The 25,551-nt window shown below is 41.6% G+C and carries 19 protein-coding genes; 7 read left to right on the top strand and 12 right to left on the bottom strand.

Features of this window, described 5'->3' with window-relative positions; translation table 11 throughout:
- The 3 genes from AACU32_RS34440 to AACU32_RS34430 form a co-directional block, all read right to left on the bottom strand.
- Nucleotides 1-3,348, bottom strand: coding sequence for a tetratricopeptide repeat protein (locus AACU32_RS34440; protein ID WP_339378525.1), 3,348 nt, complete (start codon nucleotides 3,346-3,348; stop codon nucleotides 1-3).
- Nucleotides 3,349-3,483: 135 nt separating this feature from the next.
- Nucleotides 3,484-3,807: a hypothetical protein gene (locus AACU32_RS34435; RefSeq protein WP_096606639.1), complete on the bottom strand. Its 324-nt coding sequence runs from the start codon at nucleotides 3,805-3,807 to the stop codon at nucleotides 3,484-3,486.
- Between the two features lie 309 nt (nucleotides 3,808-4,116).
- Nucleotides 4,117-6,123, bottom strand: coding sequence for a heavy metal translocating P-type ATPase (locus AACU32_RS34430; RefSeq protein WP_096606637.1), 2,007 nt, complete (start codon nucleotides 6,121-6,123; stop codon nucleotides 4,117-4,119).
- A 245-nt stretch (nucleotides 6,124-6,368) separates the two neighbouring features.
- On the opposite strand from AACU32_RS34430, the gene AACU32_RS34425 reads away from it, so the two are divergent.
- On the top strand, nucleotides 6,369-7,697 hold the full coding sequence (locus tag AACU32_RS34425) for an Nramp family divalent metal transporter (RefSeq protein WP_096606635.1): 1,329 nt from the start codon (nucleotides 6,369-6,371) through the stop codon (nucleotides 7,695-7,697).
- Between the two features lie 42 nt (nucleotides 7,698-7,739).
- Nucleotides 7,740-8,573, top strand: a complete 834-nt coding sequence (locus AACU32_RS34420; RefSeq protein ID WP_096606633.1) for a DUF4351 domain-containing protein — start codon at nucleotides 7,740-7,742, stop codon at nucleotides 8,571-8,573.
- 355 nt (nucleotides 8,574-8,928) lie between these two features.
- Here AACU32_RS34420 and AACU32_RS34415 read toward each other — a convergent pair whose 3' ends face one another.
- From AACU32_RS34415 to AACU32_RS34405, 3 genes are all read right to left on the bottom strand, one after another.
- The gene (locus tag AACU32_RS34415) at nucleotides 8,929-10,077 is read right to left on the bottom strand and encodes a hypothetical protein (RefSeq protein WP_339378524.1); all 1,149 of its coding nucleotides are present in this window, start codon (nucleotides 10,075-10,077) and stop codon (nucleotides 8,929-8,931) included.
- A gap of 250 nt (nucleotides 10,078-10,327) precedes the next feature.
- On the bottom strand, nucleotides 10,328-10,522 hold the full coding sequence (locus AACU32_RS34410; protein WP_339378523.1) for a CbtB domain-containing protein: 195 nt from the start codon (nucleotides 10,520-10,522) through the stop codon (nucleotides 10,328-10,330).
- A gap of 543 nt (nucleotides 10,523-11,065) precedes the next feature.
- Entirely contained in the window at nucleotides 11,066-11,290 is a 225-nt protein-coding gene (locus AACU32_RS34405; RefSeq protein ID WP_339378522.1) for a hypothetical protein, read from the bottom strand.
- 127 nt (nucleotides 11,291-11,417) lie between these two features.
- On the opposite strand from AACU32_RS34405, the gene AACU32_RS34400 reads away from it, so the two are divergent.
- The gene (locus AACU32_RS34400; RefSeq protein ID WP_339378521.1) at nucleotides 11,418-17,609 is read left to right on the top strand and encodes a calcium-binding protein; all 6,192 of its coding nucleotides are present in this window, start codon (nucleotides 11,418-11,420) and stop codon (nucleotides 17,607-17,609) included.
- 118 nt (nucleotides 17,610-17,727) lie between these two features.
- Here the strand turns inward: AACU32_RS34400 and AACU32_RS34395 are convergent, their stop codons facing one another.
- Complete coding sequence (locus tag AACU32_RS34395) at nucleotides 17,728-18,102, bottom strand: c-type cytochrome (RefSeq protein WP_096606627.1); 375 nt, start codon at nucleotides 18,100-18,102, stop codon at nucleotides 17,728-17,730.
- Between the two features lie 208 nt (nucleotides 18,103-18,310).
- Here AACU32_RS34395 and petG point away from each other — a divergent pair, with 208 nt between their 5' ends.
- Nucleotides 18,311-18,424 carry a cytochrome b6-f complex subunit V gene (gene petG / locus AACU32_RS34390; RefSeq protein WP_071989488.1) on the top strand — a complete coding sequence of 38 codons (114 nt, stop codon included), beginning with the start codon at nucleotides 18,311-18,313 and terminating at the stop codon, nucleotides 18,422-18,424.
- 124 nt (nucleotides 18,425-18,548) lie between these two features.
- Here the strand turns inward: petG and rsmD are convergent, their stop codons facing one another.
- Together rsmD and hisH are read right to left on the bottom strand one after the other, a co-directional pair.
- Nucleotides 18,549-19,094 carry a 16S rRNA (guanine(966)-N(2))-methyltransferase RsmD gene (gene rsmD, locus AACU32_RS34385; RefSeq protein ID WP_096606625.1) on the bottom strand — a complete coding sequence of 182 codons (546 nt, stop codon included), beginning with the start codon at nucleotides 19,092-19,094 and terminating at the stop codon, nucleotides 18,549-18,551.
- A 221-nt stretch (nucleotides 19,095-19,315) separates the two neighbouring features.
- Nucleotides 19,316-19,951: an imidazole glycerol phosphate synthase subunit HisH gene (hisH, locus tag AACU32_RS34380; protein WP_096606623.1), complete on the bottom strand. Its 636-nt coding sequence runs from the start codon at nucleotides 19,949-19,951 to the stop codon at nucleotides 19,316-19,318.
- A 58-nt stretch (nucleotides 19,952-20,009) separates the two neighbouring features.
- On the opposite strand from hisH, the gene AACU32_RS34375 reads away from it, so the two are divergent.
- Both AACU32_RS34375 and AACU32_RS34370 read left to right on the top strand, forming a co-directional pair.
- Complete coding sequence (locus AACU32_RS34375) at nucleotides 20,010-20,522, top strand: pyroglutamyl-peptidase I family protein (protein WP_096606621.1); 513 nt, start codon at nucleotides 20,010-20,012, stop codon at nucleotides 20,520-20,522.
- Nucleotides 20,523-20,562: 40 nt separating this feature from the next.
- Complete coding sequence (locus AACU32_RS34370) at nucleotides 20,563-21,930, top strand: DUF3370 family protein (RefSeq protein ID WP_096606619.1); 1,368 nt, start codon at nucleotides 20,563-20,565, stop codon at nucleotides 21,928-21,930.
- 464 nt (nucleotides 21,931-22,394) lie between these two features.
- Here the strand turns inward: AACU32_RS34370 and AACU32_RS34365 are convergent, their stop codons facing one another.
- Nucleotides 22,395-22,988 carry an SH3 domain-containing protein gene (locus AACU32_RS34365; protein ID WP_096606617.1) on the bottom strand — a complete coding sequence of 198 codons (594 nt, stop codon included), beginning with the start codon at nucleotides 22,986-22,988 and terminating at the stop codon, nucleotides 22,395-22,397.
- Between the two features lie 211 nt (nucleotides 22,989-23,199).
- Complete coding sequence (locus tag AACU32_RS34360) at nucleotides 23,200-24,525, bottom strand: hypothetical protein (RefSeq protein ID WP_096606615.1); 1,326 nt, start codon at nucleotides 24,523-24,525, stop codon at nucleotides 23,200-23,202.
- A 153-nt stretch (nucleotides 24,526-24,678) separates the two neighbouring features.
- Between AACU32_RS34360 and AACU32_RS34355 the strand changes: the two genes are divergently transcribed.
- Nucleotides 24,679-25,257 (top strand): Uma2 family endonuclease, encoded by a 579-nt coding sequence (locus tag AACU32_RS34355; protein ID WP_096606613.1) that lies wholly within the window; start codon nucleotides 24,679-24,681, stop codon nucleotides 25,255-25,257.
- A 47-nt stretch (nucleotides 25,258-25,304) separates the two neighbouring features.
- On the opposite strand, the gene AACU32_RS34350 is transcribed toward AACU32_RS34355, so the two are convergent.
- Nucleotides 25,305-25,484: a hypothetical protein gene (locus AACU32_RS34350; RefSeq protein ID WP_339378520.1), complete on the bottom strand. Its 180-nt coding sequence runs from the start codon at nucleotides 25,482-25,484 to the stop codon at nucleotides 25,305-25,307.
- Nucleotides 25,485-25,551: the final 67 nt, after the last annotated feature.

The following is a 25,551-nucleotide window of genomic DNA, read 5'->3' as shown; positions in this document are numbered from 1 at the left end:
TTATTCTATTTTTCTATTTTTCTCTTTTTTATTTTTAGGCTTTTTATCATCTTCTAAGATATTAATTCTTGAATATAAGTAATCAATAATTTTTTTTACTTCTCTTGTTTTTGGAGAATTAAGTTTTTGGAATATATTTAAAGCCTCATTTAAATAAGCCATGCCATCTGAAAAGCTTCTTTTTATCGCCATTATTTCTCCAAGCATCATTAGGGAATTAGCTTGAGATTCAGCATTGTTAATTTGCCGTGAAAGTATGAGAGCTTTTTCATATAAAGCTATTCCTTGCTCAACTTCTCCTTGTATAATATAAACATAAGCTAGATTATGCAATGATTTTGACTGCCCTTTTATATCACCACTTTTTTCTTTTATTGCCAGAGATTCTTGAAGAAGAGGAACAGCTTTATTAATTAATCCTTGAAGTATATAAATATAAGCAATCTCATTGATAGTTCTAGCTTTATCTTGCATATATCCTAGCTCTGCTATTATTTGAAGAGATTCTTGATACAAATTAATAGCCTGTTTAAAATCCTCTTTTAATGTATAAATATGGGCAATATTATGTAGTGAAACTGCTTTATTTCTTAGTAATTTTGAAGAAATTCCTTCTTCTTGTATTCTATTAGCAGATGCTTCTAAGGCTTTTTTGTAGTAATCAAGAGCTTCATCTAGTTTCCCCTGCTGCGTAAAAATAATGGCCATTCCCCCAAAAGCCATCATTAAGTTTTCATAGCTATTAATTTCTTGAGAAATTTCCCAACATTTTTTGTTAAAGTAAATTGCTTTTTTGGGTTGACCTGTCTCAATATAAATGACCGATAAATTATGTAGAATGGTTGCCTTTTCTTTTTTATTAGATAGTGGGCAGAACTTTAAAGCTTTATGATAGTATTTTAATGGGTTTTTAATATCACCAAGTTGTTTTTCGGCTAACGCTAAGTTATTGAAAATACTCCAATCTTGAAATACTCTTAAAGTAACTTTGCAAACATTAGCTGCATTATGATAAAGACTTTGATCTAGGTTCCTAGTAGCAAGAGCAGAGCAAGTTTCAATAGCTATATTCTTTTCTCCACCCAATAAAGCCAATCGATGAATTTCAATACATTTATCTTCTGTTAGATTACCTTCTGTTTCTACTCGCCAAATTTGATTGAGGATCTTTACAGCTAGACTGTATAGATTTTTATGTTGTATAAAACGTAGTGGCAAAATACGCGGCACTCGCAACGCCTCATCATGGCTGACTTCCAACAACCCCAACGCCACTGCCCGATTAATATAATGTTCCAAATTCGGGATATTCTCACAAACTGCGGCTAACGCTTCCCTCGGTACTGGTAACTCAAACACCAAATCCCGTGACAACATCTCCCGCATAGTTTCATCCATCTGTTGCAGCAGCGCCTCAGCCAAAACTTGCTCTCGCAACTCCACCGGATCTGCTGCTAACCTCTGCAAAATTACCCCCACATCCACACTTCCATCATCCATTATCTTGTCCCCCCTCCTCGCTTGCGGGGAGGGGGTTAGGGGGTGGGGTGCTAACAATTTATCCAACCATTCCAACAACCGAGGATTCCCATCCGCCAACTTCTGCGCCTGTAACTTCAACGCCTCATCAACCTGAGATTTTTCACCAAAAGCTGTGAGGCGATTAAACTTTTTTCGCAAATCTGCGCCTTGCAATGCATCCAACGGCTGCTTGTAGAAATACTGCAACTGGCTAAATTCAAAATCGTAACGGCAAGTAATAATGATGCGGTGGGATGTGTAATTTTCTCTAATCGCCCAAACTAAAGCTTTCAATACCTCTGCTGCTTCCGCTTGCAACACATAACTCTCATTGCGGGGTGCTAAATTCACCTCAAAATCATCCAGCACCAACAAAAACGACTTTCCACCCTCATGCAACTGCTGCAAAACTCGCCGCAACCGAAATTTCAATTCTTCTTCGTAATTTTGTAAGCTTTTACGTTGTTCGTTATCATCCAACTTTTCCGCCAACCGACTCACTAAATTACCTTCATCAATTCTCCCCACCCACACAACACGCTCAAAATTCGGCAATCTGTCGCATAGCCTAGCTGCTAAACTACTTTTACCCAAACCGCCCATCCCATGAATCAACACCCCAACTTCATCCCTTGATTGCGTCAGCACCCTTAAACAATTTTGCAACTGACGGCGACGACCAACAAAACTTTCTCGCGTCGGGACTTTCACCTTACCCGCCGGATCTAAAAACTGGGTAGTCACTGAAGGCGCTGGCGCTGGTTTTCGTCCACGAGTCCGCAAGGGTGTGACTAATGCACTGGGTAAATCACCTGCTGCATATAGCCGCAACAAATGCCAATCCCGCGCTTGATTCTTAATTAATGCTTGGTAAGTACTAGCAACAGCCTCGACAATTTGCTTCCCCGCCGCTAATTCCTGATACAAAGCAGCCGCCGCAGCCGTCGCTTCTGGATCTAAAACCTTTTGTCCCCAACCCAAAACCGCTTTTGCACCAGCTTTGAGCAATTCTTCCGCCATTGACGGTACATCACCGCCATTACCAGCTTGCCCAGTGCGACAACCAGAGACGAAAATCAGTTTAGGCAGTCGAAATTGTAATTCTTGGGCGATATCTTCCGCACTCGCATAGAAAGCTTCACCTGTTGGCGTTTCTGTAATAAAGCGCGATCGCCCATCTTGTAAAGTAGCATGACCAGTCAGGTGTAAAACATCAAAATAATCCCTGTCGTAACCATCGACTAAATAACCCAACTCCGACAAACAACCGCTTTCTTCCACCGTCAAAGCTAAAGGTTGTCGCGCCGTCGCTTCCAAAATCCGCGCTTCCTCTCCCTCAAAATCCAGCACAGGTGAAACATTCAACGGCGAAGTCGCCATAAACAAAACTTGTAGCGCCCGGTTTTCTGCTTCGCCTGTAAGGGTCAATTTTTTTACCGTGCTATCCGACACCCACCGCACCGGGACAACCGCCAGCACACGCTGCACCAAAAAGCTACTACCATCATGCAAAACTTCCCAAGGCAGATGAGCGAGTTTTTCTGCGGCGGCGATCGCTAAAACAACCCCTTCCCGCCGATACTTATCTAGTAAGGCTTGCAGATTGCGATCGCTCCCATCCAACCAGTTATACAACCGCCGCCCAGTTACCGCATAATCCTCTGGGAAAAACGAAACGTAATAATCTCTCTCAGCCAACTTAATCAAGTCGGCGATTTCTTTGAGAGGAAGCGATCGCCTTTCATACTGATTTGGATTATCAACAAAATACCGTAACTCTACGTAATCACCCGCAACAGCCTTCAGGTCAAGGTGGACAACTTGCACATTCCGAATCCTAACAATTCAGTAATTACCCCAAGTCTACCACCCCCAATTCCAGAGAACTTCCCAACAAATGCAGAAAATCCCTCTCAAACTCTTCCCCCTTCGTGTTCTTTGCGCCTTCGCGGTTCGTTACTCTTACCCTTCCAAAATTTCCTTAATCTCCTCCAACGTCGCATTCTTCAACAACAATCGCCTACCATTACGCCCCACAATCAACACCTTTTCAATTCTTTTACCAGACTGTTTAGCTTCATACTCCTGATACCACTTGCGGATTTGTTCAGCAATTGCGATCGCACCCCCGACAATCCCCACAATGCTAGCAACAGTTGCAACTACCGTTTCTTTTTCCTCTGCTTCCGAAACCGCATAGTTACCAGATATACCAGGAATCGCCAACAAATCCTCCGTTGCTGCGATCGCATCTTCACCTTCAATCGCCACCTGAATTTCCGCCATAAATTTACCTACAACTATCTTCAGGCTTATTATAAAAAACTCCACCCACGGATCGGAGTTTTAGATAGTTGTAGCGATGTATGCGATCGCAAACTGCATGATTTTACTCTGGTTTGCAACAGAAATAAACAGACGCGAGCGATCGCGCCTGTTACTAAGTTAGGAGTGTTAAATTAACAAGTTTTGACTTCTTGCTGTTAACTACTACAAACCCCCAACACCCAATTCCAGATTGTCAATTGTTATTTCTCCCCTGTCCTCCTTGTCCCCCTTGTCTTTTTTGTCCCTTTCATCCTCCCAGTCTCCAGTTCAATTCATCACCCTGGTTGCATTAAAAATCGCCAGTAGTGCTACACCGACATCGGCAAACACAGCTTCCCACATTGTCGCGATCCCAAAAATCCCCAACCCAATAAATACGCTTTTGATGACTAACGCAAAAATGATATTTTGCCAGACAATTGTGCGGGTTTTTCTGGCGATTTCTATCGCTTCTGCTACTTTTAAGGGACTATCGGTCATGATGACAACATCAGCAGTTTCTATCGCCGCATCTGAGCCTAATCCGCCCATTGCCATGCCAACATCAGCTCTAGCAATTACTGGAGCATCATTAATTCCATCACCAATAAAGGCAACTTTACCATGCTGTTGTGCGGTGCTGAGTAACTTTTCAATAGCACTAACTTTTTCTTCTGGTAATAACTCTGCTTCATAGGAGTCTATACCAAGCTGTTGAGCCACATGGGAGGCGATCGCTTGATTATCTCCGGTTAACATGACTGTTTTTCTGACACCGATTCGTTTTAGCTTTTGAATAGCTTCTCTTGCATCTGATTTCAACTCATCAGCGATCGCAATATACCCAACATATACATGATTCACTGCGAGATGAATCACTGTGCCTTCAATATTGCAAACATCATGAACAATATTCTCTTTGTGTAATAGGCGATCGCTTCCTACAAGCACTAACTGATTTTCAACTTGGGCGCTAATTCCATAACCAGCGATTTCTTGGTAATCTCTCACTTGGGATGCATCGATTTTTCCCTGATACGCCTCCCTAATAGATTGGGCGATCGGATGATTTGAATGTGATTCTATTTTGGCGGCTAATTCTAGCAACTCTTGCTCATTCCCGCCATTTTTAGGAATAATCTTTACTACTTTAAATACTCCTTTGGTTAATGTACCAGTTTTGTCAAATACAACCGTATCTACTGTTGTCAAAGTATCTAAAAAAGTCGAGCCTTTAACCAAAATACCTTGTTTAGCAGCACCGCCTATTCCCCCAAAGTAACCGAGGGGAATACTGATAACTAATCCACATGGACAGGAAATTACTAATAATATCAAACCACGATAAATCCATTCTGAAGCTGTTGCCCCAGGAATCAATAAAGGCGGTAATAACGCAACTGCTAAAGATGCCAAAACTACTACTGGTGTATAATATCTCGCAAACTTTGTAATAAATTTCTCTGTTGCTGCTTTTTTGCTTCTGGCATTCTGCACCAAATCTAAAATCTTGGCAATGGAAGACTCATCAAAAAGTTTTGTGACTTTAATTGTTAGGACACCCATTTTATTGAGCATTCCCGCCAAAACTATTTCTCCCGTTCTCACCGTTCGCGGTACAGATTCTCCAGTTAAGGCAGATGTATCAACTTGGGAATTTCCTTCTATGATTTCCCCATCTAAGGGAATCTTTTCTCCGGGTTTGACTACAATAATTTCCCCGATATTTACTGTTTCTGGCGATACTTTCTTAATTTCTCCATTTATTTGGATATTGGCATAATTTGGACGTATTTCCAGTAAAGCTTTAATGGAATTACGGGAACGACTAACGGCAATATCTTGAAATAACTCGCCAATTTTGTAAAACAACATTACCCCTACAGCTTCGGGTAATTTATGAATGGCGATCGCGCCCAATGTCGCTACTGTCATCAAAAAAGTTTCATCAAATACTCTACCTCTGAGTATATTCCTCCCCGCAGTTTTTAAAACACTCCATCCACTTAATAAATAGGCAGGGATAAAAAGTAGATATTCACCGATTGAGTAGAATGTATTGTGTAATTGAGATTCAAAAATTATCCCTGGTGTATACAAACCGAAAATCAAAACTAAAGGAAATATCTCATTTTTGAGATTAAATTCTCCGCCATGATCGTGATTATGGTCATGGTTATGATTCTCATCATGATGGTGATGAGAATCATTATGATGATTGTGATTATGATTCTCGCGATCGTCATGTCCACAATGACAACAATTGTCAGATTCTGAATGTATTTTCGGCTTCATTTTTGTTCAAAAGATTAACTTATTAGCTATATGAGTTCTCGTTCAAATGTAATAAAAAAAAGCAGTTTTTACAAGTTGAAAATTTAATAATGATAATCTCTTTCACTCAGAAAATTGAGTTGCTTGTTGAAGTTTTTAACTAAGTTGTAGTGAGTATTAAGATTTATAACCTTAGGAATGTAGTTAAATTTCTCAGCGGTGGATAGAATTATGAGAAGATTATGAAAAACTGAGAGTATCAACGAATGCCTTTTCCAGAAAATCAGGACAGGAAGCCCAGCTTACCTGAAGTCCACCGCAGTATAGAGATTCCTAAGACCAAAAACATCTGGCGCAAGATGTTGGCTTATGCAGGGCCTGGATATCTGGTGTCAGTGGGATATATGGACCCTGGTAACTGGGCGACTGACTTGGCTGGGGGTGCTAAATTCGGTTATGCATTACTAACAGTAATCATGCTTTCCAACTTGATGGCGATTTTAATGCAATCGCTGTGTGTGCGGTTGGGAGTAGCAACGGAACGAGATTTAGCACAGGCTTGTCGAGATTATTTCAGTCCGCGTGTGAACTTCTGGTTATGGGTACTTTGTGAGATTGCGATCGCAGCTTGCGACTTAGCGGAAGTTTTAGGAAGTGCGATCGCGCTGCAACTTCTTTTTGGTATTCCCCTGAGTTGGGGGGTATGTATAACGGCGCTAGATGTAATTGTACTGCTGCTGCTACAACACAAAGGTTTTCGTTATACAGAAGCTTTGGTAATTATGTTAGTAGCAACTGTTGGACTGTGCTTTTTCGCAGAAATCATCTTTTCGCGCCCTGACTTTGGGGGAATTTTATTAGGTTATGTTCCCAAAATAGAAATTGTGCAGAATCCAGAAATGCTCTACATTGCTATTGGCATTTTAGGGGCAACAGTGATGCCGCACAACTTATATTTACACTCATCAATTGTGCAGACGCGGAATTGGGAAGCAACATCCCAAAAGAAATGGGAAGCTATTAAATTTGGCACGATTGATTCAACAGTGGCTTTATTTTTTGCATTGTTTATCAACTCAGCAATTTTGATTGTTGCTGCTGCCACTTTTCATTTTTCTGGTTATCAAGATGTAGCCGAAATTCAAGATGCTTATAAATTGCTTTCTCCCATATTGGGTGTGAATGCAGCGAGTGCAATTTTTGCTTTAGCATTACTTGCTTCCGGGCAAAGTTCAACCCTAACCGCAACCTTGGCAGGGCAAATTGTCATGGAAGGATTTCTCAATTTGCGCTTAAAACCTTGGTTGCGTCGGTTGATAACTAGATTAATTGCGATTATCCCGGCATTGATTTCAATTATATTTTTAGGTGAAAAAAGTACAGGTAGTTTACTAATTTTCAGTCAAGTTATTTTAAGTTTGCAACTATCATTTGCCGTTGTGCCATTGGTAATGTTTACAAGTAACCGCCGCTTAATGGGTGAGTTTGTTAATCCTTTATGGCTGAAAATTTTATCGTGGTTAGTAGCGATTGTTATTGGTAGCTTAAATGTTTGGCTACTATTGCAAACTATTTCTGGTTTGCTTTACCGATAAATTTTATAATAATATATTTATCGGATTAATTAGGTTGATATTTTGAGCTTTGATAACGTTTGTAAAGTTCTGGCAGAAAAATATCCAGCAGATTTTGTCAGGTGGTTAATTGGGGAAGAATCTACCAATATTACTGTGTTAAGAACCGAGTTAAGCTTGGAACCAATTCGTGCTGATTCGGTAATTTTTATCCAAGCTGGTAATCGAATTTTACATATTGAGTTTCAAACTTTAACAAAGTCTAATCCGGCGATTCCTTTCCGAATGTTGGATTATTGCGTTAGGCTAAAGCGTTTGTATAAGTGTTCTGTTACACAAGTCGTCATATTTTTGCAGGAAACTGACGATGAGATTGCTTTTACCGAAGAATATCGGGAGGAGTCTACTATCCACTCTTATCGTGCGGTTCGGATGTGGGAGCAGGATTCGAGATGGTTTCTGGGCAATTCGGCTTTATTGCCGCTAGCACCTTTATGTCGGACTGATTCTCCACGAGAGTTATTATCGCAGGTTTCCCAGGAAGTCGCTAGAATTGCAGATAGGGAAACGAGGCAAAATACGGCGGCTTATACTGAGATTTTAGCTGGTTTGAGATTTGAGAAAGATTTAATTCGTCAGTTATTAAGTGAGGATCTTATGCAAGAATCGGTTATTTATCAAGATATTTTGCACAAAGGCGAGGAACGTGGTGAGCAGAAGGAGGCATTTCGCTTTTTAAATCGGCAGCTAAATCGGCGTTTTGGTGAGATAGATTCTTCGATAATCGATCGCGTTCGGGTATTGTCTACGGAACAATTGGAAGTTTTGGGAGAAGAATTTTTAAGTTTTTCAGATGTTTCCGATCTGGTTGCTTGGCTCGAACGCAATATTAAGTAGTTAGTTTGCGATCGCCCGCATCTGGGTTAGGGAAGTTTTCTGAAGGCGATCGCTTAACTTAATTTTCATTACTCTTGCACATATGCGTACAAATGAACCACAAAAACTATATTGCTTGTTGTACTTAAGTTTTAAGGTTTTTCAACTTCATTTATAGCTTTAAACTACAGCATATTTCATCGGAGTGAGGTACACTTGTAGCGGGCAAGATGCCCGCACCACAAGAGTTATATGATTAATTTTTGTACTTCTCTTTTCTAGGAGAGGCTACGCCCTAAGCGTAGCTATGCCGCAGGCTTTACGAGACGCTCCGCGTAGCTTGCTTCCCGTAGGGTACGACTTGCAAAAGTACAAGTTAACTGTGCAAAGGCAAATTCCGTCTGAGTCGCAATCCTACTAACAATCCCACAATCACAAAGGCTGTCATGTAAGCCAGACTAATAAACCGCACCATAAAAGGCGGTGCAACTCCTTCTACATCTATTTGTCTTTGTACCTGAAATGGCGTAAATTGGCGTGCAGCATTGGGTTGAGGCGCAATTTCTACTGTCAATTTATGAGGTGCGCCATCAAAAAACCCTTGTTCCCAGGAAAATTGTCCTGTGGAATCAGTCACAGTTTGGGATGCAAAATTCACCCAACCATCCTCAAGCATGGTGGTTTTGATGTTTAAGAGTAAGTCTGAGATTGGCTGATTTGTTTTTTCGTCAGTAACTTTTACTTGCAAAGCAGCAGGTTCTCCAACAGTGGCGCTAGCAGATCCTAACAATTGGGCTTGCAAACCCTGTTGACGAACAATCCCAGAGTTATCAACTTCTGCTGCGGTTGCCGATCCATGATCGTGATGATCGTGATTATGTGCGTGTCCTGAACCTTGTGATTGGGCAACTTCTGCACTGATGTTAACAAATAATAGAGCTGCGATCGCAACGACAATTAATCCACTCAATAATAATCGCACTTGCTGAGGTGCAATTTCTCCTGGTGTAATTGCTTGTCTTCCACCAATTACCCAACCACCACCTAGCCCAACCAGTAATAAAATTACAGCGAGAATGGCAAAATTACGATATTTTACCCCATTTTCTGCCACTGGTAATGTCAGGGTTTGCTGAATTGGCTTAAAGGCATTCGCTACCACTGGGGTAACATTCACCTTGAGTTGGTAATTTCCCCGAATTGGCAGCATTGTTTGAACTTCTAGCTGTCCTTTTGGGGCTATAGTCTCGATATCTAGTAGCTTGGTTCCCTCCACTATGGGAAAATCCGTTGTGAACCAAGGGTTATGAGGTGGGGTAAAAATTTCCAGGTCAAATTTAGCGTTCTCTAATGCTTTACCTGTAGCATCTTCGGCTTGCAGCGCTAATTTTACTGGAGATTGCGGTGTACTGGCCTCGGCTTCAAACGGTATAATTCGGCTTTCTGGTGCTGGGCTAACTAGTCGCACACGCGGTTGGGGCGATTGAGAGAAGCCGATAAAACTATAAAAAACTACACTCATCATACAAATAGCACTGATGAGTGTATACAGCTTAAATTTCGACATTTTAACTATGGATTTCACAGTAATAGCTGAGTTGATCAAAACTCTATGAACCCAGCGTACAAGTTTTCATGTACTGTATTGTCGCTTGATAATGGGGAATCTTGTCCGCTGGATTGTCACAACAAAAGGATGAAGCTTAAAAGATGAAGGATAAAAAATCAACTAAATCACTTCATACTTCAAACTTCATACTTCAGCCTTCAGTTGTTTAGTGGCAAGGTACCAGCAGAGTGTGGTGACGTGGGTTATGTACGCGATCGTGAACCGCTGGATAGGTTGTAAAATAAGCAGTCCACAGTGTCAACGCACATAGGGAAACGAAAAGTGTTGCCTGCACAGGCGTTGATAAAGTTACGTTTGCCGTCTTTTGCAACACTGAAGGATGAGTCTGAGTAGTCATCATATACCTCGCATGAATCTAGAACAGTGAACGCATCGGCGGGTATTCCGGTTGGGGCTGGCTTTAGCAACTGCTTTGTTTGTGAACCTCGAATTCATACCCAAGTTTTCCCATTACCTTTAGCGGCCGTTCTCCACTAAAACCGATTATTACGCAAATTACACAATATCTTAGATTTTATTCGAGTGCCAGTATATATATTTATGCAAAAATCCTGAGACTTAGGGGTTAGGGGCTAGGGGCTAGGGGCTAGGGACTTGTGGGTTTTTTCCGTGTAATTGCAGTCATTGAAAATAGCGCTTTGGGAATTGGTCGTTTGTCATTAGCTGTTGATTTTTCTCCCCTGATTATGAAATCTCAGTTTAAATACTTAATATTATATTTTCTTAATTTCTCTTCCTACTGTAAATCTACTGATGATGCTAAGATTTTTTTAAAGCGTATTTTTTACATTTGTAACTTGGTATAGACACTGCCTATAGAAGTAACCAATACACAAATTCGGATTACAGACTAGCTGATGTAAGAGACAGATTATTTGTCTGGTTATTCATGCTTGTCGGCTTTGCTGTGGGTGCATCTGATTTTGAGAGTTTGTGATATCAAGCTGTAAAAAATGCTGAAACAGGTAATCAAAAAAATTTGAATTGATGACAAAGAAGCCGCCATTTTGGTGAAATCATTCGTCACTCGACAAGCAAGAGCGATCGCAAAACCTGGTATATGCGATCGCTTATCGTGATGACAAAATTTATGTGTCACTTGGCACATAAATCAAATTCGCTACGGTAAAACCATTTGTCTTTTTTCCAACTTATAGCTTCAGGCGACGAGGTGCATGAGTTTGAGTTTCTCTATCTACCTATTTACAACCTGTCAAACAAAGGAGTAAAAATCTGTGCTTAATTTTATTTATGGTACCTCCGGCAATGACACACTTACTGGAACTGTCATCAGTGACTACATTTATGGTTATGCCGGGAACGACTCTATTAATGGTGGGGCTGGTGACGATACCCTGGATGGCGCTACTGGTAATGACACCCTCAATGGTGGTGATGGCGACGACAGCATTATAGGTAGTGAATATTCTGGTAGTGTGAATGTCGAAAAAATTGATGGTGGAAACGGCTATGACTACCTAAATTTAGATAATTCTGCTGCTGCTAGCAATTTAACTGTCACCTACACCACCGCTATCAATGGCACAGTTTCCAATGGCACTACCTTTCAAAATATCGAAAGTTTGAGGTTAGAAACAGGTAGCGGTAACGACAGTATTAATGTCACCTATGTAGGTGATGCCACCGTTTATGGCAATGGCGGCAATGATGCCATTACCACAGGCAATGGAAGCGATCGCCTTGATGGTGGCGATGGTAATGATACTCTCAATGGTGGAGCAGGCAACGATACTCTTGATGATGGTGCGGGTAGTGACATCCTGAATGCAGGTGATGGGGATGACTATATTTACGCCAATAAAGGTAGTGCGGGAATAGAAAAAATCGATGGTGGGCAAGGTTTTGACTCCCTCAATTGGGATATAGCTGATGTCGTTGGCAATGTCACTGTTACTTACACCACCGCCACAAATGGGACAGTTTCCAATGGTTCTACCTTTCAAAATATCGAAAGTCTAGACTTAATTACTGGTAGCGGCAATGACATCATTAATGTTACTGCTTTGGGTAATGCCGATATATCTGGTAATAATGGCGATGACTCTATCACTACAGGTAATGGTAGAGATTACCTTTACGGTGGTGCCGGCAATGATACCCTCAATGCTGGTGCAGGCAACGATTACCTTGATGGCAACATCGGCAATGATGTCTTAAATGCAGGTGATGGAGATGACTCAATTTATGGTAGTAATTACAATAGTGTCGGAGTCGAAAAAATCGATGGTGGGCAAGGCTTTGACTACTTAAAGCTAGATAATTCCGCTGCCACTGTCAACTTAACTGTCACTTATACCACCGCCACAAATGGCACAGTTTCCAATGGCACTACTTTTATTAATATCGAAAGTCTCGAATTAGCCACAGGTAGCGGTAACGACACAATTAATGTCACTGCTGCGGGTAATGCCAAAGTTGATGGTAATGGCGGCAATGACTCCATCACCACAGGTAATGGTAGAGATACTCTTTATGGCGGTGCTGGCAATGACACCCTCAATGCTGGTGCTGGTAATGATATCGTGGGCGAATCTTATGGCGAGGCTGGTAATGATGTCTTGAATGCAGGTGATGGAGATGACTATATTTACGCTAGTGATGGTAGTTTGGGAGTAGACAAAATTGATGGTGGACAAGGCTTTGATTCTCTGAGACTAGATAATTCTGCTGCAACTAGCAACTTAACTGTAACCTATACCAATTCGACGAATGGCACAGTTTCTAATGGCACTACCTTTATCAATATCGAAAGTCTGACACTGTACACAGGTAGCGGTAACGATACTATTAACGTCACTGCTGCGGGTAATGCGGAAATTCATGGTAATGCTGGCAATGATGCCATCACCACAGGCAATGGTAGCGATCGCCTTTACGGAGGTGCAGGTAATGATACATTAAATGCTGGTGCAGGTAACGATGTCCTTGGTGATGGCATTTACAAAGAGCCTGGTAATGATACTTTCAATGCAGGTGATGGAGATGACTCTATTTACGCTAGTGATGGCAGTTTGGGAGTCGAAAGCATCGATGGTGGACAAGGCTTCGATTACCTGAGACTAGATAATTCCGCAGCCACCATTAACTTAACTGTCACCTATACCAGTGCTATCAATGGCACAGTTTCCAATGGCACTACCTTTAAAAGTATCGAAAGTCTGTCCCTAGAAACTGGTAGCGGTAATGACATCATTAATGTCACGGCTGCGGGTAATGCCAACATTGATGGCAATGGCGGTAACGACTCCATCACCACAGGTAATGGTAGCGATACCCTTGGTAGCCTACTCAATAGCAATGATGGTAATGACACCCTCAACGCTGGTGCAGGTAACGATTCTGTTTATGGCGGTAGTGGTAATGATGTCATCAATGGTGGTGATGGCGATGACACTATTTACGCCAGTGATTACCTTGGCAGTGTGGGAGTCGAAAAAATCGACGGTGGACAAGGCTTTGACTACCTCACTTGGGATAATTCTACTGCTACTAGCAATTTAACTTTTACCTACACCAATTCAACAAATGGAACGGTTTCCAACGGTTCTACCTTTATCAATATCGAAAGTTTGTCCCTAGAAACTGGTAGCGGCAATGACATCATTAATGTCACTGCTGCAAGTGATGCTGATATTAATGCTAATGGCGGTAATGATGCCATTACTACTGGCGCTGGAAACGATATTCTCAATGGCGGTGATGGCAATGACAATCTCAATGCTGGTGCTGGTGGCGATAACCTCAATGGCGGTGCAGGTAACGACACTCTCAATGCTGGCGCTGGAAACGATATTCTCTCTGGTAGTGTCGGCAATGATGTCATCAATGCCGGTGATGGCGATGACAAGATTGAGTATGGTAGTTTGTTTGCCGATGATGGAATTGATACTATTGATGGGGGACAGGGTAATGATTCCTTGGAAATTAAAATTTACGCCTCTACCCTCGACTTAACTATCAATTATCCCATCGCCACATCAGTAGGTAGTTTCTCTGGCACAACTTTTCAGAATATCGAAATTCTCGATATCAATACAGATGCTGGCAACGACAAAATTGATGTCAGTGCCGCTATTGATGCTACTGTTTTTGCCAATGCTGGCAATGATTCTATTACTACTGGTGGCGGTAACGATCTTCTTGATGGCGGCACTGGCAATGACACGCTTACAAGTGGTGCTGGGGATGATTATATTACAGCTGGGGGTGGAGTAGACAAAATCGTTGCTGGCACAGGTAATGACCTTTTAAATTTGTCCATTTCCTCTGCCACTGCTAATTTAACAGTGACTTACACCAGCACTGCCAGTGGCACAGTATCTGACGGCACAACATTTCGAGATATTGACCGTCTTTACCTGACAACGGGTATTGGCAACGACAATATTAATGTGACTGCTGCCAATTATGCTTCTGTTGATGGCGGTGTTGGTAATGACACAATTACCACTGGCATCGGTGATGATACCTTAACTGGGAATGAAGGTAACGATGTCCTCAATAGTGGACTTGGGGATGACTCGCTTTCTGGTGGTGATGGTAACGATATTCTCAATGCCAGGGCAGGAAGAGACAATCTTTATGGTGGTGATGGCAATGATAGCCTCAACGCCGGTGCAGGTAATGACACCCTTTCTGATGGTTCCGGAGTAGACACTATTAATGGTGGTTCCGGCTATGACCATCTGAATTTAAATATGTCTAATTATATTGTGCCGTTGACTGTTACCTACACCACCGCTACCAATGGCACAGTTTCAACTGGTACTAAGTTTACAGATATTGAAAGCCTAGAACTCCAAGCAGGTAGTGCCAGTGACGTTATTAATGTGACTGCCGCAGTTGCGGAAATTATTGGTGGTTACGGTAATGACTCAATTACCACAGGTGCAGCTAATGATACCATTTACGGTGGTACATTCTCTAACGGTTATGGTAACGACACCATCAACGCTGGCGCTGGAAATGACTTAATTTATGACGGTAACGGTGGAGTAGACAGTATTAACGGTGGTGCTGGTTCTGACTACCTCAGTTTAGATCTGTCTAATTACATTGTTCCTGTCACTGTCACTTATACCACTGCTACCAATGGCACAGTTTCTAATGGCACTACTTTTACAGACATTGAAAGCCTAGAACTAGAAGCAGGTAGTGCCAGTGACACTATTAACGTGACTGCGGCAACTGCAAGGATTTATGGTGGTTACGGTAATGATTCAATTACCACAGGTGCAGGCAACGATACAATCTATGGTGGTACACTCTCTAGCGGTTATGGTAACGACACCATCAACGCTGGCGCTGGTAATGACTTAATTTATGAGGGTGACGGTGGAGTAGACAGCATCAATGGTGGTACTGGCTATGATTACCTGGATTTAGATTTATCTAATTACATTATTCCCCTGACTGTCACCTATACCACCGCCACCAATGGCACAGTTAATACTGGCACCACCTTTCAAAATATCGAAAGTCTGAGTCTAAGTACAGGTAATGCCAGCGATATCATCAATGTAACTGCTGCTGTTGTTTCTGTGGATAGTGGTTACGGTAACGACTCCATTACCACAGGTGCTTTTAACGATAACCTTTATGGCGGTGATGGTAATGACACCCTCAATGCTGGAGATGGTAGTGATACTCTCAATGGCGGTGGAGGAATAGACAGCATCAACGGTGGGGCTGGCTATGATTACCTGAGTTTAGATTTGTCTAATTACATTATTCCCCTGACTGTCAGCTATACCACCGCTACCACTGGCACAGTTTCTAATGGTACTACCTTTCAAAATATCGAAAATCTCAGTTTGAGTACAGGTAGCGCCAGCGATATCATCAATGTAACTGCTGCCGCGGTTGCTTCTGTGAGTGGTGGTTACGGTAACGACTCCATTACCACAGGCGCAGGTAACGATAGCCTGTATGGCGGTGACGGTAATGATACGCTAATTGGTGGGACTGGAAATGATAGCCTCAATGGCGGTAACGGTGTGGACAGTATTGATGGTGGCGCTGGCTATGACTACCTGGATTTATATTTGTCAGATTACATTATTCCTCTGACTGTCACATATACCACCGCTACCAATGGCACAGTTTCCAATGGCACAAAATTTCAAAATATCGAAAATCTGAGTCTGACAACAGGTAACGCCAGCGATATCATCAATGTCACCGCTGCTGCTGTTGCTTATATCAATGGTGGTTACGGTAATGACTCAATTACCGCAGGTGCAGGTAACAATATCCTTAATGGCGGTGACGGTAATGACTCAATTACCGCAGGTGTAGGTAATGATACCCTGGATGGCGGTTACGGTAACGATACCATCAACGCTGGGGCTGGTAATGATGTAATTTATGAGAGTGTAGGGGCGAATGTAATTAACGGGGGTCTTGGTTCTGATTACCTGAAATTAGATTTATCTAATTACAATACATCCTTAAATGTTAGCTACACCACTACCACAACTGGCACAGTTAATACTGGCACCACCTTTACAGATATTGAAAGCCTGGAAATAGAAGCAGGTAGCGCCAGCGATACAATTAATGTCACAGCTGCGGCTTATGCAAATATTGATGGCGGTTACGGTAATGACTCAATTATCTCTGGTGCAGGGAGCGATCGCCTTTACGGTGGTTTAGGTAATGACACAATCAGTGCTGGCGCTGGGAATGACTCAATTTATGGTGGTGAAGGCGTAGATAACATTAATGGTGATGCGGGCACAGATTTGCTGACTTTAGATATGTCCTATGCTACCACCAGTTTAAACGTCTCCTATACTACTGCCACTACTGGAACGGTTTCCAACGGCACAACATTCCAAAACATTGAAAGTCTCGCCTTATCTACAGGTACTGGTAACGACATCATCAACGTTACTGCGGCGGTTGTCTCTGTAGCTGGTAATAGCGGTAATGACTCGATTACATCTGGTGCAGGTAACGATAACTTAAATGGTGGTTTCGATAATGATACGCTCAATGGCGGTAGTGGCAATGATACTTTGTACGGTGAATTTGGCAATGATAGCTTAAATGGTGGTATCGATAACGACTTCTTAGTTGGTGGATTTGGCAGCGATACGTTAACTGGCGGTGTTGGTAATGATGGATTTGTCTACTTTAGGTTTACCGAAGGTGGCGATACAATTACTGACTTTAATACCAGTACTGATGTAATTGGATTGACAGATCTATTAACAGATTCAGGTTACTTTGGTGCTAATAATGCGATCGCCGATGGATACTTAAGATGGCTCCAGTCAGGCACAAGTACTCTGGTGCAAATAGACGTTGATGGTACTGCGGGGACATCGGAAACTTTCGCTACTTTAGTAACTTTAAACAATGTTACTGCTACTAACCTCACTGCCAACAACTTCGTCTTTTAACTGATTTTGACAATTCAACCCTCCCCAATACACCAGGTTAGCGGAGGGTTGAATTTTTAGGGTATCAGGGAGTCTAGGGAGTCTGGGGAGTCTGGGGAACAATGCCCAATGCCCCAATCTACAACGATTCTAAATAGCTCAAAAGGTCTGCCATTTCTTGGGCACTAGGTTGGAATTTTGGCATGGGTGGTGTGTCCCCACTAATCACTTGCTGAATTAATCCATACCGAGACTTGTGCTTGGAAACACCTTGCAAACTGGGGCCTACTCGCCCATCTGCTTGCCAGCCATGACAACCAGCACAATTAATTTGAAAGATAGCGTTTCCTTGAACAGGATCGCCCGTCAGGGCTAGAACACTCTTGACATAGGGATCGGACGCTTGAACCATTTGAACACCAAAAATGCCCAAAGAGATTGCTAGCAGTATGGCCAGAGCCAGCAAAGCGATCCGCTGAATTAGAGTTTCAGGTTTGGTAATCTGGTTATCCAAAAGGTGTGTAGTTAAAGTTGAGGTGTGCTAAAAGTTTTTCATTTCCTACACATAGCTTAAAAGTTCTTGATTCTGTCTGCAAGCACAGATGAAGATTTTTTTGTTGCCATTCCTTGTCTAAAATCCTCTAGGGAGCGGGATTCACCCCAATTTGGTAAAATCAAAAACAGGAAACGAATGTTTAATAATTGCAAAGAGGAGATTTACAGTGGTTGAACCCCTGCTCTCAGGTATTGTCCTTGGTTTAATTGTGGTTACCCTTTCTGGTCTGTTTTACGCTGCCTATAAGCAATATAAGCGCCCCACCGAACTGGGAGGTTAGGGATTAGGGGCTAGGGGAACCAGGGCTAGGGGCTAGGGGCTATGGGCTAGAGATTAAGAGTAATGATTCTCTGCTTTACTCCTCATCCCCCTTCCCTTGTCCTCCTTGTCCCCTTTCCCCTTTCTTACTCAATTGTCCTGTAAAACGTCAGGGCTGTATTTCCATAAACTTTCTGACGGCAAATTTCCCAATTGGCAATGATTGGCATCACCAAATCTTGGGAACTGTGTTCAGCGGCGAGTTCGCCGTCAGAATTTAAAAGTTGATAATCAGCGATCGCTTCTAATACTGGTTGGTACAATCCACTAGCATAAGGTGGATCAAAATAAATTCTGTCAAATTGTTTGCTTGATAGGTTTTTTAACTGCTGGAGTACATTTCCCCGCAATACTTTCCATTCTTGGTCAGCATGAGCTACTTGCTGCCAATTTTGTTGAATAATGTTACAGGCTCGGCTCGATTGTTCAATGCCTATTACTAAGCTGGCTCCTCTACACAAAGCCTCTGCTCCCATTGAACCACTACCGGCACACAAATCTAGCCAGCTACAACCAGCTATATCTCCCTGCCAAATATTAAAGACAGCCTCCCGTACCCGCGCACTAGTGGGTCTGGTGTCTTTACCAGGTAATGTTTTTAGCTGGCGATTACCGTAAATTCTCAGACTCATTTGTCATTGGTCATTAGTCATTAGTCATTTGTCATTGGTCATTCGTCATCCCTTCTCTTCTCCCAAGGGGAGACGCTGCGCGAACGAGATGCTACGCGAACGGCTGCGCGGTAGTTGAGCGTAGTCGAAACTCAGGGTAAGTGGTCATTAGTAATTTAGTCAGCAGTAAGAATTATTAACTGACAACTGACAACTAACAACTGACAACTAATAAAATTATATTATGCCGCAACTTGCTCTCGGACTTGAGCAACAAAATTAGACAATATTTGCAATCCGATATTCGATGATTTTTCGGGGTGAAATTGAACTGCCATCAGGTTATCACGGGCGATCGCAGCTGTAACTGTTTGAGTACCGTGGGTAACTATTGCTGCCCGAATTTGCTCCTCTGTTGGTTCAACATAGTAAGAATGGACAAAATATACCCAAGGTTGGGATGGTAAATGCTCCCACATAATACTTTTTGGCTGAGTTATTTCCAGCTGATTCCAACCCATGTGTGGAATAGTGATATCCGGTTCAGGAATAAACCGTTTGACTTTTCCTTTGACAATTCCCAACCCTGGTTGAGTACCTTCTGCACTTGATTCAAACAGAATTTGCAATCCCAAGCAGATACCCAAAAATGGTTTACCAGATGCGATCGTATCTTTAATAGGTTGTTCTAAACCACGCGATCGCAGGTGTTGCACCGCTGGATCAAATGCTCCTACTCCAGGTAAAACGACTGCATCTGCTTGTTCTATTTCTTTAAAAGAATGAGTGATTTTAGGAGTAGCTCCAGCTTTTTCCAAGCCTTTGCAAACTGAATGCAAATTTCCCATCTCGTAATCTACGACCGCAATCACTGGCATTGACCTGCTCCTTGTAAATTTATTATGGAGGGTTATTCTATTTTAAATAATATTTCCTATGAAGAAAAGGTTTCTATTAACTTCTTTTGACACTTGGTTGTGCGATCAACAGTCAAATTCTTCTGATGATCTATTACTAGAAGTCGCCAAACTTGACATCCTACCTCATCATTTGACTTTTTTGCGTCAGTTACCTGTAGATGTGCAGCTGGCTAGCGATTGTGTAATTCAAAAAATCAACGAACTCGAACCAGATTGCATCATCTGTTGTGGTATGGCGGCTAGCCGGATGCTATTAACTGTGGAATTTTGCGCTAGTTGCAAAGAAAGAGTTTTGCAAACAGGAGTGGATTTAGAACAATTAGTTGCTGGCGCTAGGGGAATTGAGATTAGCCACGACTGCGGTAAATTTGTCTGTGAGGGTCTTTATTATTCCGTATTAGATCATCTGCGTCAATCCCAACTCAGAGCAAATTGCATATTTGTCCATGTTCCAGTTTTGCATCCAGAAAATTTGGTAAACATTGTTGCAGATTTCGTATTAATTATTAACAAACTGGCACTTTCATAAATTTGTCAGCGTCTTGATGAAGGAGAAAATAGTTAAATTTATGTTTCCATTGTTACTAAGTTTGAGCCTGACTCAATCGATTCCCCCTACACCACCACCAGCAGAAGTAGTACAACCGCAAGTTGTACGTCCTTTACCAGGTAATCTTGATAAAGTACCAGTATTTAATAGCAATAGTCCAGAATTGGTATTGAAAGAAGGAATTTTACTTTCCACCTTTCCGCCTGATGGCAAAAAAGTCCCAACAGCCCATTTAAATTTTCCCTTTCAAGGACGATTTGATATTTTTGCTCACCATATTGCTAAAGCTGAACCGCCAGAAAATTTGCGCTCGCTGTATGTGGGGATAATTTTACATAATCCTGGTTCGTCACCAGTAACGATAAATGTATTGCAAGCAGCCAGTTATTTGAGTCAACCCGATGCACCTTTTATTGGGTTACCATCTTTTAGTAACAATATCTTAGGTACAGTTTTTTCTGGCCCAGGCGATCGCATTACTAATGATGTACTCAGAGGTAAGCGACAGGAAATTTTTCCCGCGCAAATAGTCATACAACCGCAGGAGTATCACATATTACTAAATCTGCCAATTCCTGTACAAGGACTTACCCCACCCCTGAATGGTCGCTCTACTTTAATGCGACTACGCAGTAATGGTAAAGTTTATGCAGCTAGCCTCGCCATGTTTGCACAAACAAATCCCGATGGTAGTGAGCGTGCGCCTACTTTAGAAGAGTGGCAAAATTTACTGAATAATAGTGATGTAGCTGGCCCCAGAGATAAAACCCCAACTCCTTTAGAAGAAACTGGTAAACCCCGCATTTACGGGCGTGTAGCCGGAGTAGCCAGTGGTTCTCAGTGGCGAGCCTTATTAGTAGATGAACCAAAAGCCAAATATCTCACCATTCCCCAGCCAGGACAAGCCTTTTCCTACGCTTTAAGTACCGTGCATGGTGGTAGCTTGGGAACTAATCAAATTCAAAGTGCAAAGATGCTGGTGCGCTATCCTGACACTGCATACCGCGCTCATGGCAACTATGGCATTCAATACAGTTTGAAATTGCCACTATATAATAATAGTCAAAGTCCGCAGACTGTCAGTGTGGCAATCCAAACCCCAATCAAAGAAGATCAGTTAGTAAAACCAGGGTTACGCTTTTTCAATACACCAGCCAAACAAGTTTTCTTCCGGGGTACAGTGCGAGTCCGTTACAAAGATGACCAAGGTAAGCCGCAAACCCAATTTGTTCACCTGATGCAAACCAGAGGCCAAGTCGGAGAACCCTTAACTATATTAAATATGCCAGCAGGCGATCGCAGATTAGTAGAAGTAGACTTGATCTATCCTCCAGATGCTTCCCCACCGCAAGTATTAACAGTTGCAACTCAAGCTAAAAGCTATTGACGCTCCCCGCATTCCGCTATCTGACTTTTCCCGTTAAGTCTGGAAACATAGATATAGTAAGGGTTTCAGTCCACAAGCCTATTATCAATAAAAGACGTTTAATGAGAATAGAACAACGGGAAAATAGGACTTTTAGGATAGCACTCCTGATCGCGATCGCTGTGATAGAAAGATAACGGGAAAAGTCAGATGTCTCAACAACTACCGCTTTTCATCCCCACACTCCGCTATCGCTACGTATGGGGTCTTAAGAGCAAATTTGATAAAAATTTTCGTAGTGAGGACTTTAGTCCGGATATTGAACAGTAAAGTCCTCATGATCTCATATCCGGTTAATCGCTTATAAAATGTCATTGCGAGCATAACGAAGTGTGGCGAAGCAATCACAAAATTGCTGCGATTGCTGCGCTACGCTCGCAATGACAACTATTGATCCGAAAATGATATGACTCAAAACCACATGATTATTTTGGTCGATACTCAGTACCGTCAGCACGAAAACCTTTCTGCTGCAAAATCACCTTATTTTCATGAATAATGGTCAGTTCAGTGTCAGCACCAGGAATAAATCTGACTTGATAAGTAGATCCATCCTTAGAAGCAATGTAAGTTGTCCAAGCATTAGTAGTGTCATTTTTAGGTAATTTTGCAGCTGGCGCACGATTTGTCACCTCAGTTTTATTATCGTAGACATTTATATATGCCTGCCCTTTACCGTAAACTCTCACGGTTTTAGTGTCAGTAACGAAATACACTAGTGTGTCTGCTTCAGAGGGATTTTTATCAGGTGTAGGTTGGCTAGCAACTATTGAAATTACGTCTTCCCGTACCCAACCGACTTCTTTCGCTTGTGTACCAAATTGCACTTTGTACCAATTGCGAGTATCTCCTGAAGGCTTTTGTTTATCTACAATTTTAACGCGATCGCCTGATTTTCCTTGGCGTATAACATTACCATCCTTGATTACGGGAGCCGAACGAATATTAACTACATTCGTGCTGGTAGAATTAGTCTTTAAAATGCCTTCACTGGGGAGAATTTGGTTGGAATTTGTCATATGATTACTCAGCCAAATTTGATTTTTTTGACAATCGACGCTTCAAATGATACAACTGTGCTGCTAAATTGGGAAAAAATATACTTGAATTTCTTAATAATGTCCGCAGATTGCCGCCGACGCAGAGCCGGGAATGTTTGTTAGTTGGTAGTAGAATTTCGTAGTCAGGACTTTAGTCCTTGATTTTTCAGCACCCTTTGTAATTGCTAGATTATTTAAAACCCTTTGCTGCTTTTTTTTGTCCCTTACCTTGTGGTTTAGATTTTTGCACTTCTCCTAAGGCTGCTTGAAATAAGCTATGTAAATGTAGAGGAACACTAGCAATTTCTGGTAAATCTGGCTCTAGAGGTTTGTTAAATTCTTGTAACAGTTCATTTAAATCCCGATTCAATTGAAAATCGGAACGTTGCAGAACTGTTTGCAAGACATTTTCTAATGTATTGGGGTACTCTTCGGCTAACCGATACCAAATAAAAGCGTTAATACGTTTGTCTTCCAAGTAAGAGCGAATTAGTTTTTGACTACCTTCAATATTTTGCCAATCTGCTGTAGATAAAATAATTTTTACCTTACTATATGTTGGTAAAAACATTTGTCCCCAACGGGGATGGGAAATAGCTGTCACCTGTTCTGCTTTCCTCAGTTCAGCAGGTAAATCAACCTTTGGCATTACCATCTTACTACTACCATTATTCTTAAATATTTCTGCTGCGACCTTGCTGTCAGCACCCATTTCTTTAACTGCGGCTGTGATTTCCTCTTCATTAATTCCAGCTTCTTGTACTAGTTCATTGAGAGGCTTAGAAGTGTCAATACCTGAAGCCGCTAAATACTTCTCAGTAATTATTTCTTGAAATTCAGCTATTTTCTGATTCAGTTGATATCCTGGTAATGTGATTTCGTCAGTGCCAAAAAATTCCACAAACTGCTGATGATATTGGGTTACAGATTGCCAAGCTTCTTCTAACAAATCTGGCGCATCGCTGTAAAGATGATTTTTATATTCTTCTTTGAAATTCCCAATAGCTACAGCAAGTTTCGGTTTACCCAATTTACCCATAATTGTATAATTACTGAAAAACGTCCAGTAACTATCGGTAATCGGAGAAATGCGAGTGAGCAATATTTCTCCTTGTTTTAACCGAGATGTTTCTTGTAGGGTTTGGGCGTTATTGGGCTTAACGATGTAATATTTATCCGTCAACCAGTTCCTTAACTCAAAGCCATCAGGTAAAATTTTAGTGATGGCAAATAAGCCCATAAAACTACGATGCCAAGAGCTAATTAAATTGCGATCGCTCTCTTGTAAATCAGCATCGCTATTGATAAATAATTCTAGTGGTGACTTATCACCTACTTTCCCTTCTGTAATAAAGCTATCAATAACTAAGTTTTGCTGTGTACTGTTACCATTACCACTGCGTAACTTTCCAGCTGCATAGGTTTCCAAAGCTTGTGCTAAATCGCCTTCTGCGTCCAAAACAAAATCTACCACAGCTTGTTTGAGTGCGTGCGATCGCTCTAATATTGCATCCACAAGTTTATCTCTCTAACCAACAGAGGTAGATTATAGCTTTTGAGACTATTAGTGCATCTAGCAATAGCTAGATTTATCAAGATACAAACTTAGCCATTTCAGCCTTACGTTTCTCTTAAACTAGATATAAGGCATCACACAAGGTAACTATACATGGTTGCAACTCCAAACTCTAGCTATATTTCCCCAGAAGACTATCTTAAAGCAGAAGAAACTAGTCCCATTAAACACGAATATAGACAGGGATTGGTTTACGCAATGGCGGGAGCAACTAACGATCATGTAGTTATTTCTCTCAACATAGCTTCAATGCTGAGAAATCATTTGCGTGGAAGTGGATGTCAGACTTACATATCAGACACCAAAGCACATATTGAATCAATTAATATCTATTACTACCCTGATGTTATAGTAAGTTGCGATCAACGAGATAGAGCGTTTGAAAATTTTCTCCATTATCCCTGCTTAATTGTAGAAGTCCTATCACCTACAACAGAAGCTTTTGATCGTGGTGATAAATTTGCTGACTACCGGAAAATGGAGTCCCTTCAGGAATATGTGCTTGTCAGTCAAACCCGGATGAACGTGGAGATTTTTCGCCGCAACCCAGAAGGACAATGGGTACTTTATACCTATAGTCCAGGGGATAATATACATCTAGCAAGTGTTGATTTTAATTGTGCGATCACAGATGTGTATGAAGATGTTACGTTTGAAGCTTCTCAATCTTAAGGCGTAAAGGCGATCGCTTACTCTTGATTAGGTATCTATCGCTACTTTTAACCTAATTTCAAAATTTTTAAAATATGCTTTTGAAATTCTGCTAATCCGCCTTTGCTATCCCAATATGCTTTGAACGTAGGTAGGGTTTCCAACTCCATCACTTTACCTCCTTCAAGGTGGACATGATAACCAAATATCATGTCTTGATCTGGCGGAACACTCCAATAATCTGCCATCCAAACTACTTGAACGAGACGATAAATATTAAATTCCGTATCATAAAGCTCTTTGTATAAAGTATTG

The organism is Calothrix sp. NIES-2100 (genome assembly GCF_963875285.1).
In the GTDB taxonomy this organism is placed as follows: domain Bacteria; phylum Cyanobacteriota; class Cyanobacteriia; order Cyanobacteriales; family Nostocaceae; genus Aulosira.
This window is presented reverse-complemented; position numbering and strand designations above follow the sequence as displayed.